Origin of the sequence: Sphingomonas sp. PR090111-T3T-6A (genome assembly GCF_000383095.1) — a bacterium.
GTDB lineage: Bacteria > Pseudomonadota > Alphaproteobacteria > Sphingomonadales > Sphingomonadaceae > Solisphingomonas.
The window spans coordinates 60,413-75,179 of the sequence record NZ_AORL01000023.1; the positions used below are offsets into that span (position 1 = coordinate 60,413).

General features: G+C 67.8%; 17 protein-coding genes. 7 read left to right on the forward strand and 10 right to left on the reverse strand.

Features of this window, described 5'->3' with window-relative positions; all coding sequences use genetic code 11:
• The 4 genes from kdpB to ST3T6A_RS0118055 all read right to left on the reverse strand — a co-directional run bounded on the left by kdpB (position 1) and on the right by ST3T6A_RS0118055 (position 4,865).
• Positions 1-2,067, reverse strand: coding sequence for a potassium-transporting ATPase subunit KdpB (gene kdpB, locus ST3T6A_RS0118035; RefSeq protein WP_019834361.1), 2,067 nt, complete (start codon positions 2,065-2,067; stop codon positions 1-3).
• A gap of 14 nt (positions 2,068-2,081) precedes the next feature.
• On the reverse strand, positions 2,082-3,785 hold the full coding sequence (kdpA, locus tag ST3T6A_RS0118040; protein WP_019834362.1) for a potassium-transporting ATPase subunit KdpA: 1,704 nt from the start codon (positions 3,783-3,785) through the stop codon (positions 2,082-2,084).
• Between the two features lie 13 nt (positions 3,786-3,798).
• Positions 3,799-3,888 carry a K(+)-transporting ATPase subunit F gene (gene kdpF / locus ST3T6A_RS20570; protein WP_019834363.1) on the reverse strand — a complete coding sequence of 30 codons (90 nt, stop codon included), beginning with the start codon at positions 3,886-3,888 and terminating at the stop codon, positions 3,799-3,801.
• A 107-nt stretch (positions 3,889-3,995) separates the two neighbouring features.
• Positions 3,996-4,865 carry a TorF family putative porin gene (locus ST3T6A_RS0118055; RefSeq protein ID WP_235785854.1) on the reverse strand — a complete coding sequence of 290 codons (870 nt, stop codon included), beginning with the start codon at positions 4,863-4,865 and terminating at the stop codon, positions 3,996-3,998.
• A gap of 263 nt (positions 4,866-5,128) precedes the next feature.
• Here ST3T6A_RS0118055 and mgtE point away from each other — a divergent pair, with 263 nt between their 5' ends.
• From mgtE to ST3T6A_RS20995, 4 genes are all read left to right on the forward strand, one after another.
• Positions 5,129-6,496, forward strand: a complete 1,368-nt coding sequence (gene mgtE, locus ST3T6A_RS0118060; protein ID WP_019834365.1) for a magnesium transporter — start codon at positions 5,129-5,131, stop codon at positions 6,494-6,496.
• Between the two features lie 121 nt (positions 6,497-6,617).
• A complete protein-coding gene (locus ST3T6A_RS20575) occupies positions 6,618-6,830 on the forward strand; it encodes a hypothetical protein (RefSeq protein WP_019834366.1) in 213 nt (70 codons plus the stop codon).
• 12 nt (positions 6,831-6,842) lie between these two features.
• A complete protein-coding gene (locus ST3T6A_RS21735) occupies positions 6,843-7,028 on the forward strand; it encodes a hypothetical protein (protein ID WP_019834367.1) in 186 nt (61 codons plus the stop codon).
• Between the two features lie 22 nt (positions 7,029-7,050).
• A complete protein-coding gene (locus ST3T6A_RS20995) occupies positions 7,051-7,977 on the forward strand; it encodes a class I SAM-dependent methyltransferase (protein WP_019834368.1) in 927 nt (308 codons plus the stop codon).
• Positions 7,978-7,986: 9 nt separating this feature from the next.
• Here the strand turns inward: ST3T6A_RS20995 and ST3T6A_RS0118080 are convergent, their stop codons facing one another.
• Genes ST3T6A_RS0118080 through ST3T6A_RS0118090 form a run of 3 tightly spaced genes read right to left on the reverse strand, consistent with a single transcriptional unit; the run spans position 7,987 to position 9,395 of the window.
• Positions 7,987-8,355, reverse strand: a complete 369-nt coding sequence (locus ST3T6A_RS0118080; RefSeq protein WP_019834369.1) for a hypothetical protein — start codon at positions 8,353-8,355, stop codon at positions 7,987-7,989.
• Between the two features lie 56 nt (positions 8,356-8,411).
• A complete protein-coding gene (locus ST3T6A_RS0118085; RefSeq protein WP_019834370.1) occupies positions 8,412-8,876 on the reverse strand; it encodes a nuclear transport factor 2 family protein in 465 nt (154 codons plus the stop codon).
• A 12-nt stretch (positions 8,877-8,888) separates the two neighbouring features.
• Positions 8,889-9,395 (reverse strand): DUF1993 domain-containing protein, encoded by a 507-nt coding sequence (locus ST3T6A_RS0118090; RefSeq protein WP_019834371.1) that lies wholly within the window; start codon positions 9,393-9,395, stop codon positions 8,889-8,891.
• A 272-nt stretch (positions 9,396-9,667) separates the two neighbouring features.
• Here ST3T6A_RS0118090 and ST3T6A_RS0118095 point away from each other — a divergent pair, with 272 nt between their 5' ends.
• Positions 9,668-9,874, forward strand: coding sequence for a hypothetical protein (locus ST3T6A_RS0118095; protein ID WP_019834372.1), 207 nt, complete (start codon positions 9,668-9,670; stop codon positions 9,872-9,874).
• A 120-nt stretch (positions 9,875-9,994) separates the two neighbouring features.
• Here ST3T6A_RS0118095 and ST3T6A_RS22215 read toward each other — a convergent pair whose 3' ends face one another.
• The gene (locus ST3T6A_RS22215) at positions 9,995-11,239 is read right to left on the reverse strand and encodes a MucR family transcriptional regulator (RefSeq protein ID WP_328285305.1); all 1,245 of its coding nucleotides are present in this window, start codon (positions 11,237-11,239) and stop codon (positions 9,995-9,997) included.
• Between ST3T6A_RS22215 and ST3T6A_RS0118105 the strand changes: the two genes are divergently transcribed.
• Positions 11,196-12,236 (forward strand): LacI family DNA-binding transcriptional regulator, encoded by a 1,041-nt coding sequence (locus tag ST3T6A_RS0118105; protein WP_019834374.1) that lies wholly within the window; start codon positions 11,196-11,198, stop codon positions 12,234-12,236. The two genes, ST3T6A_RS22215 and ST3T6A_RS0118105, sit on opposite strands and share 44 nt — an antisense overlap.
• A gap of 299 nt (positions 12,237-12,535) precedes the next feature.
• Here the strand turns inward: ST3T6A_RS0118105 and ST3T6A_RS0118115 are convergent, their stop codons facing one another.
• Positions 12,536-12,838 carry a hypothetical protein gene (locus ST3T6A_RS0118115; RefSeq protein WP_019834376.1) on the reverse strand — a complete coding sequence of 101 codons (303 nt, stop codon included), beginning with the start codon at positions 12,836-12,838 and terminating at the stop codon, positions 12,536-12,538.
• Position 12,839: 1 nt separating this feature from the next.
• Positions 12,840-13,283, reverse strand: a complete 444-nt coding sequence (locus ST3T6A_RS0118120) for a DUF983 domain-containing protein (protein WP_019834377.1) — start codon at positions 13,281-13,283, stop codon at positions 12,840-12,842.
• Positions 13,284-13,379: 96 nt separating this feature from the next.
• Between ST3T6A_RS0118120 and ST3T6A_RS20590 the strand changes: the two genes are divergently transcribed.
• On the forward strand, positions 13,380-14,756 hold the full coding sequence (locus tag ST3T6A_RS20590; RefSeq protein ID WP_019834378.1) for an aminotransferase-like domain-containing protein: 1,377 nt from the start codon (positions 13,380-13,382) through the stop codon (positions 14,754-14,756).
• The last annotated feature ends 11 nt before the right edge of the window (positions 14,757-14,767 follow it).

Sequence of the window (14,767 nt, forward strand, 5' to 3'; positions counted from 1 at the left end):
TCAGGCGAGACCGAGGCCGCTCACGGCCAGGTCGATGAGCTTGATGCCGACGAAGGGGACGAGGATGCCGCCGAGGCCATAGATGGCGAGGTTGCGGCGGAGCAGCGGCCCGGCCCCGATCGGACGGTATTTCACGCCCTTCAATGCCAGTGGCACCAGCATCGGGATGATGATCGCGTTGAAGATGATCGCCGAGAGGATCGCCGATTGCGGCGTCCTGAGGCCCATCACGTTGAGCACCGCGAGGCCCGGATAGATCGCGATGAACATCGCCGGGATGATCGCGAAATATTTGGCCACGTCGTTCGCCACCGAGAAGGTGGTGAGCGCGCCGCGCGTCATCAGGAGCTGCTTGCCGAGGCCCACGATCTCGATGAGCTTGGTCGGATCGCTGTCGAGATCGACCATGTTGCCGGCCTCGCGCGCGGCCTGCGTGCCGGTGTTCATCGCCACGCCGACATCGGCCTGCGCGAGGGCAGGGGCGTCGTTGGTGCCGTCGCCGCACATCGCGACGAGCTTGCCGCCCTGCTGCTCCTGACGGATCAGCGCCAGCTTGTCCTCGGGCGTCGCCTGCGCGAGGAAGTCGTCCACGCCTGCCTCGGCCGCGATGGCGGCGGCGGTGAGGGGATTGTCGCCGGTGATCATCACCGTGCGGATGCCCATCTTGCGCAGCTCGCCGAAGCGCTCGCGGATGCCGGCCTTGACGATGTCCTTGAGGTAGATCGCGCCGAGCAGCTTGCCGTCGCGCGCCACTGCGAGCGGGGTGCCGCCGGCGCGGGCGATCTCGTCGGTGGTGCGGCGCAGTTCCTGCTCCGCCCGCTCGTCGTGCTTGTCGACGGCGTCGTCGCCATTGGCCGCCACCAGCTCGCGGTGGAGGGCTTTCAGGATCGAGTCCACCGCGCCCTTGGTGATGGCGGTGGCGCCGATCTTCACGCCCGAGATGCGGGTCTGGGCGGTGAAGGGGATCACCTCCGCATCGCTTGGCAGAGCGGACGCGGCGATACGGAACTTCTCGCGCGCCAGCGCCACGATGGAGCGGCCTTCGGGCGTCTCGTCGGCGAGGCTGGCGAGGAGCGCGGCCTCGGCCAGCTCCTCCGCGCGGACGCCGGCGAGGGGACGGAACTCGGTCGCGGCGCGATCGCCGATGGTGATCGTGCCGGTCTTGTCGAGGAGCAGCGTGTCGACGTCGCCCGCCGCCTCCACCGCGCGGCCCGACTTGGCGAGCACGTTGAAGCGGACGAGGCGGTCCATGCCGGCGATGCCGATCGCGGAGAGAAGCGCCGCGATGGTCGTCGGGATCAGCGTGATGAGCAGCGCCGCCAGGATCGCGATCGGCACAGCGCCGCCCGCATAGGAGGTGAAGCCCGGAATGGTGCCGACCGCGATCAGGAAGATGATCGTCAGCCCGACGAGCAGGATGGTGAGCGCGATCTCGTTGGGCGTCTTCTGCCGCTCGGCGCCTTCGACCAGCGCGATCATGCGATCGAGGAAGCCCTGGCCGGGGTTCACCGTGACGCGCACCTTGATCTCGTCCGAGATGACGCGCGTGCCGGCGGTGACGGCCGAGCGGTCGCCGCCCGCCTCGCGGATCACCGGCGCGGACTCGCCGGTGATGGCCGCTTCGTTCACCGAGGCGACGCCTTCGATCACCTCGCCGTCGGAGGGGATGAGGTCGTTGGTCTGCACGACCACCACGTCGCCGACGCGGAGCGCGCTGGCGGGGACGGCTTCGACGCCGCTCCCCTTGACGCGCTTGGCGGTCAGTTCGGCTTTGGTGGCGCGGAGCGATGCCGCCTGCGCCTTGCCGCGCCCTTCGGCGAGGGCTTCGGCGAAGGTGCCGAACAGCACCGTCAGCCACAGCCACACGACCAGTTGCAGCTTGAAGCCGGTCGTCAGATTGTCATGCCCGACGACGAGCAGGATGGTGAGCAGCGCCGCCACGCAGGCGGTCACGAACATCACCGGGTTGCGGATCAGCTCCTTCGGGTTGAGCTTGCGGAAGGCATCTCCGATCGCGGGCAGGATCAGGTCCGCCGTGAACAGCGATTTCTTGTCGGTGCGAGCCATGGGGCGTCGTCCTGTCAGAAGAGTTGACCGCGGATCATCGCGAGATGATCAGCGATGGGCCCGAGCGCGAGGCTGGGCAGGAAGGTGAGCCCGCCGAGGATCAGCACGATGCCGACCAGCAGGCCGACCCAGAGCGGACCGGTCGTCGGGAAGGAACCGGCGGTCTCGGGGGTGTACTTCTTCGCGGCGAGCGAGCCGGCGACCGCCAGCATCGGCACGATGATGAAGAAGCGGCCGAGCCACATCGCGATGCCCAGCATGCCGTCATAATAAGGCGTGGAGGCGGTGAGCCCGGCGAAGGCCGAGCCGTTGTTCGCGACGCCGCTGGTGAAGGCGTAGAGGATCTCCGAGAAGCCGTGCGGCCCCTTGTTGAGCGGCCCCGCAAGGCCGCCCGGCAGCACCGAGCTGATCGCGGTCATGCCCAGGATGATGAGCGGCAGCACCGCGATCGCCAGCACCGAGAGCTTCACCTCGCGGGCCTCGATCTTCTTGCCGACATATTCGGGCGTGCGGCCCACCATGAGCCCAGCGACGAACACCGCGAGGATGGCGAAGAGCAGGAAGCCGTAGATGCCCGCGCCGACGCCGCCGATGATGACCTCGCCAAGCTGCATGTTGAACAGCGGGATGAGGCCGCCCAGCGCCGTGAAGCTGTCATGCATCGCATTGACCGCGCCGCACGAGGCCGCCGTCGTCACCACTGCGAACAGGGCTGAGGCCGCCGCGCCGAAGCGGACTTCCTTGCCCTCCATATTGGCGCCGCCGAGGCCCAGATGATGGAGCACCGGATTGCCGGCCGCTTCCTGGCTGTAGCAGACGGCCACGCCCGCCATCAGCATGATGAGCATCGCCGAGAGGATCGCCCAGCCCTGCTTGGTGTTGCCGACCGCCTTGCCGAAGCACCAGGTCAGGCCCGAGCCGAGGCACAGGATCATCAGCATCTGGAGGAAGTTGGTGAAGGCGCTCGGATTCTCGAACGGGTGCGCCGAGTTGGCGTTGAAGAAGCCGCCACCATTGGTGCCGACCATCTTGATGACTTCCTGCGTCGCCACCGGGCCGAGCGCGAGCGTCTGCTTCACGCCTTCGAGCGTGGTGATGTCGGTGGACGCCGCCAGCGTCTGCGGAACGCCGCACGCCACGAAGACGAGTGCCACCACCACCGAGACCGGCAGCAGCAGATAGAGGGTGATGCGCGTGGCATCCGCCCAGAAATTGCCGAGGCCGGTCGTCTCGCGCCGCGCGAAGCCGCGGAACAGCGCGAAGGCGAGCGCGATGCCCGTCGCCGCCGAGAGGAAGTTGTGGATCGTGAGGCCGAGCATCTGCGACAGGTTCGACAGCGTCGATTCACCGGCATAGCTCTGCCAGTTGGTGTTGGTCGTGAAGCTCACCGCCGTGTTGAAGGCGAGGTGCTCGGGCATTCCGGCGAAATGGTTCTGGTTGAGCGGCAGGAAGAACTGCGCGCGCAGGATCAGATAGGTGAAGGCCATCAGCACGGCGTTGAACACGATCATGTGGATCGCGTAGCGGCGCCAGCTCTGCTCTTCGTTGGGGTTGATGCCGGCGAGCTTGTAGAAGCCCGTCTCCACCGGCCCGAGGACGGCGTGGAGCGGCGTGCGGCGGCCTTCGTAGAGCGCGTGCAGCCACAAGCCGACAGGCTTGGTGAGCGCGAGCAGAACGCCGAAGAAGGCGATGATGAGGGTCCATCCCTGGATGGTCATGGCGGGGCTCCGGTCAGAAGCGCTCGGGCCGCAGCAGCACTGCGACCAGATAGAAGAGAAGGCCGATCGCGGTGATCGCGGCGAGCCAGAGGTCGAGCGTCATGGGCTTGTCCTCACGTGTTGTCGCAGAGGCTGACGTAAGCGAGCGTGATGCCCACCAGCCCCAGCATGAGTGCGATCCAGAGAAGGTCCTGCATGGGTAGGCTCCCGTCAGAAGGAGGCGCTCACCGAGCCGACCAGCACGGCCTTGGCCGCGCGGTGGAAGTCATCGGTGTTGAGGGCGAGGTCGAAGGGGCGGGTGTCGCTCTTCGACAGGTTGGTGCCGGTGACCGAGAGGTCGAAGGCGAGCGCCTTCCACTTGTAGGTCGCGCCGACCGCGTAATCGACATAGTCGTGGCCGGCATAATCGAGCCCGCCGCCGGTATGGCCGACATGGCTGTGGAACGAGACCGGCAGGCTCTTCAGCGCGAAGCCGAGTTCGCCATAGACGTACATATTGTACCGGCTGGCCGTAGCGAAATCGTCGAAATAGGCCTGCTTCGGCGCCCAGTTCACACCCGCCTTCGCCGTCACCGGCCCGAGCGTCTTGGCCAGCGAGCCGTAGACTTCATAATAGTTCTCGCTGATCCCGACCGCGCGCTTGCTGCCCGGATAGATGTAGCCATAGAGGCCACCGTCGACCGTGACGCCGCTCTTGCCGAGCGCGTGGGTGTAGCCGCCATAGACGTCGATCTCGGTGCCGCCGATGTTGACGGCGTCGTTAGAGGACGCGCTCGAGCCCCACGCCGAGAGATAGAAACCGGACGCGTGCGCTACCGTTACGGAACCCTGAAACACGGGCTTGTTGTCGGACTGGGAAATGCCGCGGAAGCGATATTGCGACCACACGCCGGCCGACCCGGTGATGGTGAAGGGCGAGGTGGAGGCCGGCGCATCGTCCGCCAGCGCGGGCGCCGCGGCGAGGGCCGAGGCGAGGAGGCAGGCGGCAAGCGGCAACATTCGAAAGCTGGTCATCATAGTCCCCATGTGCGCGGGGGACGCCGGAATGCCGGTCGCCATGCCCACGCGAGGACGCTCCATTAGGGGCCGCCGCCGTTGGAATTCGAGAGCGCGGTGCGCCGCTCGCATATGATTCCCATAAGCATGGCCCCCGATCGCAAGACGCCTGGTTGACAGGCCGTGCGGGCTGGTTCAGGGGCGGCCTTGGACCGGCGCTATCGTCGGTTCGTCCTCGGGAAGGATCCCATGTCCAGCGACAGTTCCAGTAGCGCCGCACGCCCGAGGGGGACCGCCTAAGCATTCGCTTGCCGCTGTCCGCCTCAGGTGTGCGGGCGGGTAGGTGAATGATGAACGAAGAAGTGAAAGCGGGCGGCTTCGCCCGGACTCCGGCTGACGATCTGCGCCATGTGCGCGCCGCCGATCTGGCCGAAACCCTGAGCCATCTCGAACCGGAGGCCGCCGCCGGTGCGCTCTCGCGCATGACGGAAGCGCGCGCCGTCATCGTGCTCGACCGGCCGGAATTTCTCGGCGCCTCGGCCGCGATCGCCGAGATGCGGCCCGAACGGGCGGTGCCTCTGGTCGCCGCCATGTCGGCCGACCGCGCCGCCGACGTGCTGGGCGAGATGGACGACGCGCCGCGCGAGGCGATCCTCGCGCTGCTCGACCGCGAGACGCGCGCGACGCTTGACGGGCTGCTCGCCTATCCGCCCGAGAGCGCCGGCGGCATGATGACGACCGAGTTCGTCTCCGTGCCCGTGACCGCGACGGTGGCCGAGACGCTCGACCATATCCGCACGATCGAGCGCAGCCGCGAGACGATCTATTCGATCTATATCGTCGATCCCGAGACGGACGCGCTGGTCGGCACGGTGTCGCTGCGCCGTCTGGTGACGGCCGACCCCGCGCTGCCCGTGCTGGAGCTGACCCGCCAGCGCGATCCCGTCGTCGCCTCGCCCGAGATGGATCGCCGCGCCGTCGCGCGTCTGATCCGCCGGCACGACCTGCTCGCTGTGCCGGTGGTGGATGCGGGCAAGCGCGTGCTCGGCATCGTCACGGTCGACGACGTGCTCGACGCGATCGTCGACAAGCATACCGAGGAGGCGCAGCGCTTCGGCGGCGTCGAGGCGCTCGACCGGCCTTATCTGGACACCGGCTTCCTGGCGATGATCCGCAAGCGGGCGGGCTGGCTCTGCGCGCTCTTCCTCTCCGAGATGCTGACGGCGAGCGCCATGCAGCATTTCGAGTCGGAGCTGGCCAAGGCGATCACGCTGACGCTCTTCATCCCGCTCATCATGAGCTCGGGCGGCAATAGCGGCAGCCAGGCGACCTCGCTCATCATCCGCGCGCTCGCGCTCGGGCAGGTGCGGCTGAAGGACTGGTGGCGCGTCGCGCTGCGCGAGCTGCCGGCGGGGCTGGTGCTGGGCGCGATCCTCGGCACGGTGGGCGTCGTGCGGATCAGCGCGTGGCAATATCTCGGCTTCTACGATTACGGACCGCACTGGCCGCTGATCGCGGCGACGGTGGGCGCGGGGCTGGTCGGGATCGTCACCTTCGGGTCACTCGCGGGGTCGATGCTGCCCTTCCTGTTGCAGCGGCTGCGCTTCGATCCGGCGAGCGCGTCGGCGCCGTTCGTGGCCACATTGGTCGATGTGACGGGGCTGGTGATCTATTTCTCGATCGCGCTCGTCATCCTGTCGGGGACGCTGCTCTAGGCGCCCGATCTTATGCGAAGCTAATGCGGGCGCGGTTTCCGCCCTCTCGAATCCCAATGCCGCGCCCGCCTATTTCGCCATCTCCACGCCGCCATATCGGTGGCAAGGGGACAGGCATCCTATGGAACTTCAAGATCCCGACAGTTGGTCCTCGCTCCTGCTCGTCGGACAGGACGAGCGGGGGCGGTGGCTGGTTCAGGACACCGCCGGCCGCGTGGAAGGCCGCTTCCGATCGCGTGAGACCGCACTCGGCTTCGCAAAGTCGGAATGCGATCTCTTCCATGGCCGCATCGAGCTTGTTGAAGCGCCGCTCATCGCGCGCATCGGGCTTTGAGGGGAGGGGACGATGCTGCTCCTCGCACTCGCCGCCATCTTCGTCGTCATCGCCATCACCCGGCCGGGCCGCGCGAGACTGTTCCGCGGACGCTACCGGCGGAACCGGCAGCCGACCGGCTATGCGCCGCTCCGCCCGCTCCGCACCCACCGGCCGGACCCGACCGCCGGCCTGCGCGACCCCGCGCGGCCACTCTGACTCCTGCACAAGGAACAACGCCATGGCCCTTCGTGCCAAGTTGCGTCCCGTCTCCAAGCCACCGCGCACCGCGCCCGAAGCCGCCGGCGCCTATGACGCGGCGGGCGCGCATTATCTTGCTTATGCGGACGGCGATCATGCCTCCCTGTTCGATTTCAGCGGCGGCTATGCCTTCGCCGACCGCGAGATCTGGGCGCGGCTCGACGCCGCGCTGATCCGCCTGCGCACCAGCGGCCGCCACGCCATCCGCATCCTCGACGCCGGCTGCGGGCCGGGAACATGGCTGCTGCGGCTGGTGCTGCGGGCGCGCGACCTCGGCTTCACCGCGATCGACGCGCGCGGGATCGACATCTCGCCCGAGATGATCGCGCTGGCGGGCGAGCGGCTCGACCTCGCGGATGATCCGCACATCGGCGTGACCTTCGAGGTGGGCGACCTGCTCGACGCGCTCGACCAGGAGGAAGAGGCCTCGTTCGACCTGACGCTCTGCCTCTATGGCGTGCTCAACCATCTCGGACCGGAGGAGCGCGAGACGGCCGCCGCCGCGCTCACCCGCGTCACCGACGGCGACCTGTTCGTGACGGTGCGCACCGTGGGGAGCCAGCCGTCGATCTACATCGCGGACCTGCACGCGGCGCGCGCCTTCCGGCAGGACAATGAGCAGGACCGGCTCGACATCGATCTCGCGGACGGACGCCATATCGGCTTCAGCTCGCACCTCTTCACCGCCCGCGAGCTGGTGGCGCTGTTCCCGCGCTGCCGGGTGTCGGAGCTGGCCGGGCTGGACCTCTTCCACGGCCGTTTCGCGCCGCATCCGGGGTGGAACCCGGCTGGCGTCACCACGCTCGCCATCCGCGACAGCCTCGATCGGCTGGAGCATCTCTGCGCCCACGATCCGCTGCTGATCGACCGCGCCGCCCACGCCTTCCTCCACGCGCGGACGGGCTGAGGCTTCGGCTCAGCGCACCGGCTCGCAGAAGCGGAACAGCGCGACGATCCGGCCGAAGGCGACATCGTCCTGATGGTTCGGCGCGCTGCCATATTCGGTTACGTCGACGTCATTGGCGCGCGGCTGCCCGAAGCGGGTTTCGATCCGCATGCCGGGCCGCGCCAGCGTGGCGAGCGTCGGCGTGCCCGACGCATCGGGCGTGCTGGTGCCATAGTCGAGGCTCGACCGGCCCGCGATGCGCTTCAGCGGAACCACGAAATTCGGAAGGGTCGCGGATTCGCAATGCGCCGCGAAATGGCGGGCTGGCGCCTTGTCCGCCGGGGCGCTCGCCCCGCAGAGGCCGGCGGCGAGAAGGAGCAGGAGCGGGCGGCGCGGCATGGATGCACCATGCCACAGCCGCGCCGCTCCCGAACCGGCAATTCCGGGGGAGGGGCTCAGAAGCCGAAGTCGCTCAGCCCCGGATGCTCGTCCGGCCGGCGGCCGAGCGGCCAGTGGAAGGCGCGATCCCGCTCCGCGATCGGATGCTCGTTGATGCTGGCATGGCGGTGGATCATCAGCCCGTCGGCGGCGAATTCCCAATTCTCGTTGCCATAGGCGCGGAACCAGTTGCCGCTGTCGTCATGATATTCATAGGCGAAGCGCACCGCGATGCGGTTCCCCTCATACGCCCACAGCTCCTTGATGAGCCGATAATCTAGTTCCTTCGCCCATTTGCGGGAGAGGAAGCCGATGATCTCGGCGCGGCCGGTGGCGAACTCGGCGCGGTTCCGCCAGCGGCTGTCCTCGCTGTAGGCGAGCGCGACCTTCTCGGGATCGCGGCTGTTCCAGCCGTCTTCGGCGAGGCGCACCTTCTCGATCGCGGTCTCGCGGGTAAAGGGCGGGAGAGGGGGACGGGACATGAGCGGACTCCTTCAGGGGCGGCCGAGGAAATCGATCTTGCCGATCGGCACACCCTTGTGCCGCAGCAGGTCGTACGCTGTCGTCACATGGAAGAAGAAGTTGGGCAGCGCGAAATGCAGCACATAGTCACGCGCCTTGAAGTGCAGCGTCTGCTTGGGCGTCTGGACGGTCACGTCGTCCTCCTCGCGGCCGTCCATCGCATCGCCGGGCACGCGCTCCAGCAGCGCGATGGTGGCGGCGATGCGCGCCTGGAGATCGTCGAAGCTCGCCTCATTGTCCTCCATCGCAACCGGGGCGAGGCCGCCGACGCGCACCGCCACGAACTTGGCGGCGTCGCTCGCGCGCTGGATCTGGGCGGGCAAGGCGGACATGTCCTCGATCAGCCGGGCGTCGAGCAGCGTGCCGTGCGGCAGGCCATTCTCGTCGGCGTAAAGCCGGCCCTTTTCGAGGATCGCGGACAGATTGCGGAGCGAGCGGATGAAGACCGGAACGCTGACGTCGTAGAGGGACAGGGCCATGGGATTTCCCGGATACGGAACGAAGACCGCGCGATCGTACCCGGCCCGCCCGTCCGCCCGCAAGCGCGGACGCGCCCGCCCGGAACCGCGAAATCAATGCCGGCCGGGTGGATGCATCCTACTTTCGGATTAAGCTGTCTCAACTTGCGACGATACGCCGGAACCCCGCTTTGTTGGTAGCTGGACGGACATGTACGGCGGATATAGCCTGATGCCGCGAGTAAATGTGGTGATCCGCCCTGTTGGCCATCCGAAATATCTGGAGGGAAGAGATGCTGGCCGACGGGGGGACGGAGAAGCCGGGCGAGCAGGATCGCGCCGGAAAGGTCGACCGGCTGGCGATATCCCTGATGGAATTGTTTGGCGACCGCGCGCTGGAGGTGAGCGAGCGCCAGATCAGCATGGGCAATGTCGTCGCCGTATCCGAGATCTGGCGGGAAATCTCGGAAAGCATCCGGAAACGCCACGCAACTCGTTAATCGCGTCCTATGGCTGTCCGCGCAATGCGGCCCCATGGCCGTGCAGGCACGTCCGCCTTCCAGACACCGCTATCCGACGAGACGCCCGGCACGACGATGCGGCCGGGCGCCTCGGGCGGATCAGGAGTTCAGGTGCGCCTTCGCGGCGGCCTTGGCGGTGCGGATGCCGAGGCGCTTGCGCGGCGCGGCGTCGGCGGCAGGGGCGGTCGTCTTGGCGGCCTTCTTCGTTCCGTTCCCGGCGGCCTTGGCGGGAGCCGCGGCTTTCTTCGCAGGGGCGGGAGCGGCGGCCTTTGCGGCCGGGGCCTGCTTCGCGGCGGCCTTCTTCGCCGGCGCCTTGGCGGCGGGCGCAGCCGGCGCGGCGACCTTGTTGCGGCCGAGGCCGATCTGGTGCGCAAGCGCGCTCCGCGTCTCGCGATAGGAGGGGGCGACCATCGGATAATCCTTCGGCAGGCCCCACTTCGCGCGATATTCTTCGGGCGACATATTGTAGTTGGTGCGCAGATAGCGCTTCAGCATCTTGAGCTTCTTCCCGTCTTCCAGGCAGACGAGATAATCGGGCTTGATGCTGGCGCGGATCGACACCGCGGGCTCGGGCTCCGGCTCGGCGACGACCACGGGCTTGCCGACCTTGTCGAGCGCTTCGAAGACGCTGCGGATCAGTTGCGGCACATCGGTGGCCGCGACATTGTTGTGGCTGACATGTGCCGAAACAATATCTGCGGTCAGGCCGATCAAATCGCTGTCGTTCACGAGTATCTCCGAGATCGGATGCGTTGGAAGAAGATCAATACTAATATGCTGATCGAATTGTTCAAGCCCTCGGTCAATAGGCCTCAATTCGTTAATACTCTCGCGAGAAATCCGTAAGACAGGATGGGGAGAGAGATCGCCCGATTTCCGGCTGATGCAGACATGCCGGAAACGAGCGATGTTCAGCCGTTCTACCGCGAAAAATGACGATCGCGGACATCCTGCGATCGACCCAAAATAGAACAGCAGATTCGACGTGGGCGCTGTTTCGGCGCGTGCTCCGCGCGGCTCCGGAAATCTGTGCCGATATTCTTTCCCGTGTGTCGGCCCCGGCAATAATATGACGGCAGTGCAAAACGTCGTTCCATCCGGCGCTTTTCTGAAGCGGCAAATGAAGATCGGCGCGCGGGAAGATGCGGTGCGGCAAATCGGTTGACGCTCGCGGCTCCTTTCATCGGATGTGCCGCGTCGGGCGCGGGGAGCCTTTCCTGTCACCGGTGGCATCGCACCGGCGAAAGGATGTTGGCGTGATCCGGCGAAGGGCGCTAGAGCGGCGGGAAAGGGGATATCGATGATCCGCGACGCGTCCGCGAAGCCGTCCGTCAAACCGACCATCAACGACATCGCCCGGCTGTCCGGCGTCTCCAAGAAGACGGTCAGTCGCGTGATCAACCGCTCGCCGCTGCTCAATGAAGAGACGCGCAAGCGGGTGGAGGAGGTGATCCGCGAGACGGGTTACATCCCCAATCCTCAGGCGCGCGCGCTGGCGCTGGGGCGCAACTATCTGATCGGGCTCGTCCACGACAATCCGAACGCGCAGATGGTGATGAACGCCCAGCAGGGCATTCTCGACGCGCTGCGCGACACCGAGTTCGAGCTGATCGTCCGCCCGGTCGATCGCGGCTCGCGGACGATGCTGGACGACATCCACGCCTTCCTCCAGCGCCACCGGCTCTATGGCGTGGTGCTGCTGCCGCCGATCTCGGAGGACGACCGGCTGGCGCAGCTCTGCCGCGACGCGAACTGCCGCTATGTCCGCATGGGCTCGGCCGAGCTGGACGATGCGGACCATATGGTCGCCTCCAACGATCGCGACGCCGTGCAGGAGGCGACGCATTTCCTGATCGCGCAGGGGCATAAGCGGATCGGGCTCGTCACCGGGCCATCGGGCTTCCGGTCCGGCGCCGAGCGGCGCGCGGGGTTCGAGGCGGCGTTGCAGGAGGCCGGCATCAAGCTGCCGCGCGGGCTGGTGGTGGAGGGCAACTACACCTTCGAATCCGGCGTGGCCGCCGCCGACAAGCTGCTCGACCTGCTGCCGCGCCCGACCGCGATCTTCGCCTCCAACGACGAGATGGCGGCGGGCGTGCTCCACGCGGCGCGGGTGCGCGGGCTGGACGTTCCGGGCGACCTGTCGATCATCGGGTTCGACGACACGCCGGTCGCGGCCCATATCTGGCCGCCGCTGACGACGGTGCGCTGGCCGATCGCGACGATGGCGCGCTCCGCCGCGCTCAAGCTGATCGGGGATTTCGGCGACGGGGCGGAGGATGAGCCGTCGCTCTTCCACTCCTCGCTGATCCGCCGCGCTTCGGTGGCGGCGCCGAGGGCCTGAGTCAGTCGGCGGAGGGCACCAGGCTGAGCATGGCGCCGCGCCGCCCGGCATTATCGTTCCCCCGCCATCCCCGTTCTGGGACGTGACAGAAGGTCGTCAGGCCGAGCGTGACGAAAAGGCTGAAGTCGGGCTCCTGCGAGGACGCGGATAATGCCGGGCCGTGCCGGCTGCCGACGATACCCAGGAATGACATGGTGGGCCTGCCTCCCGTCATGAGGAAGCCTGTGACGGTGCAGCGGAATCCGCGCCGAAGATTGCACGACTCCCTCTGCTTTGGACGTTTCCGGGCGAAATGCGCCCTAGTCGCGATGCATCGCGAACAACTCGCGCCCGTCGAGTGCGGCGCGCGCGATCAGGCCCTGATCGTGATAGGCGAGCGCCGCCTCCGCGATCTCGGCATCCCAGAAGCCGGGGTCGGCATAGGATCGCAGCGCGCGTTCGTAGCGCCCGAGTTCGTCCCCGTCCTGACGCAGCAGCGCCACCGCGATGGCGACCTCCGGGAAGTCATCCCCGCCGCCCTTGCGCACGATCTCGGCGTCCACCGCCTTGCCTTGCGCGGCAAGATAGGAGGCCGCGGCCTTCCGGGCCTTCCGGATGTCCATGTCAGCGATCCAGGAACTGGGTCGGCGCGGGCACCTCGGCGCCGCCGGCGAAGGGCGTCCACGGCGCGGCCAGCCGGCCCTCGCGCGCCTTGTAGAAGAACTGGCTGCATACCAGCCAGCCTTTCAGCGGGCGCAGCGGCAGCACGCAGGTGAGGAGCAGGATCGGCAGCGTCGTGAACAGATGCACCCAGAAGGGCGGATCGTAGAGGATCTGGAGCATCAGCGCGAAGATCACGCTGGGCACGCAGCCGAAGCAGATCACGAAGAAGGCCGGCCCATCCGCCGGGTCCGCGAAGTCATAGCTGAGCCCGCAGGACTCGCAGTGGGAGCGGAGCTTCAGGAAGCCCTGAAACAGATGGCCCTTGCCGCAACGGGGGCAGCGGCCGCGGATTCCGGTGCGGATCGGTTCCAGTTTGGGCCATTCGCGGCCTGCGTCCTCAGTCATGTCGAAAATCCCGACTCATGCTGTATGGAAAGCATTGCAACTCTGTACGGTTGTTTGTATGGATATGTTGCCGTGCAAAGTCAAGGTTATGTCCGTATGCAAAACTGGCATCCCGATCTGGAGAAGGCGGAAGGGCCGAAATATCTGGCGATCACGGCGGAGCTGGAGCGCGATGTCGAGGCGGGGCGGCTGGCGCCGGGCGATCGCCTGCCGCCGCAGCGGGCGCTGGCCGAGCGGCTGGGCGTGGACCTCACCACGATCACCCGCGCCTATGACGAGGCGCGGCGGCGCGGCCTGATCGAGGCGGACGGCCGTCGCGGGAGCTTCGTGCGCGCGCGCCCGGCCGCGTTCGGAGGGGAGGAGGACGCCGTTCCCGCCGATACCGGCATGAACATGCCGCCCGTCCCCCGCACGGCGCTGGCCGAGGCGTGGACGCAGGGCACGGCGATGCTCTTCCAGAACGGGGCGGCGTCACGGCTCCATTATCAGCCGGCGGGCGGCGCGATGGAGGATCGCGAGGCGGCGGCGCGCCTGCTGGAGACGCGCGGCGTCGAGGCCGGGCCGGACATGGTGCTGGTGACGGCGGGCGGTCAGCACGCGCTCCACGCCGCGATCCGGGCGCAGCTCCGGCCGGGCGATGTCGTCTGCGTCGGGCGCTATGCCTATTCAGGCTTCCTCGCGCTGGCGCGGGCCTATGGGCTGACGCTGCGCGTGGTGGCGGGCGACGCGGAGGGGATCGATCCCGATGCGCTCGACGCCGCCTGCCGGGCGGAGCGGGTGCGGGCGATCTATGTCGTGCCGACCAACGACAATCCCACCACCGCGACGCTGGGGCCGGAACGCCGCCGCGCCATCGCCGGGATCGCGCGCCGGCACGATCTGGCGATCATCGAGGACGACGCCTACGGCCAGCTTCCCGCCGAGCCTCTCCCGCCGCTCGCGGCGCTCGCGCCCGAGCGGACATGGCATATCGCCAGCGTCTCGAAGATCCTCTCGCCGAGCCTGCGCATCGCGCATCTGCGCGCGCCCTCGGTGAAGGACGCGATGCGCGCCGCGATCGATCTGCACGCGACGGCGGTGATGGCCGCCCCCCTCAACGCGGCGCTGGTGACCGCGTGGCTGGAGAACGGCACCTATGCCCGCCTGATCGAAGAGGTGCGCGCCGAGGCGGCGTGGCGGCGGGGGCTGGCGGCGGATATCCTCGACGGCATCGACTGGCGCGCGCACCCCGAGGGCTATCACCTCTGGCTCCGGCTGGAGGATGGGGTGATGATCCACGAGATCCTCAACGCGCTGCGCCCGGCAGGGCTGTCGGTGGTGCCCGGCGACGCCTTCGCGGTGGAGCCGCTGGCCGAGCGGCGGCTGCGCGTCTCGATCGGCGGCGGGCTGGGGCGCGAGCGGCTGGAGCGCAACCTGCGCCTGCTGGAGGCGATGCTCCACCCGCGGGGCGGGCAGAGCGCTCCGCTCGTCTGAGGCGGAAGAAG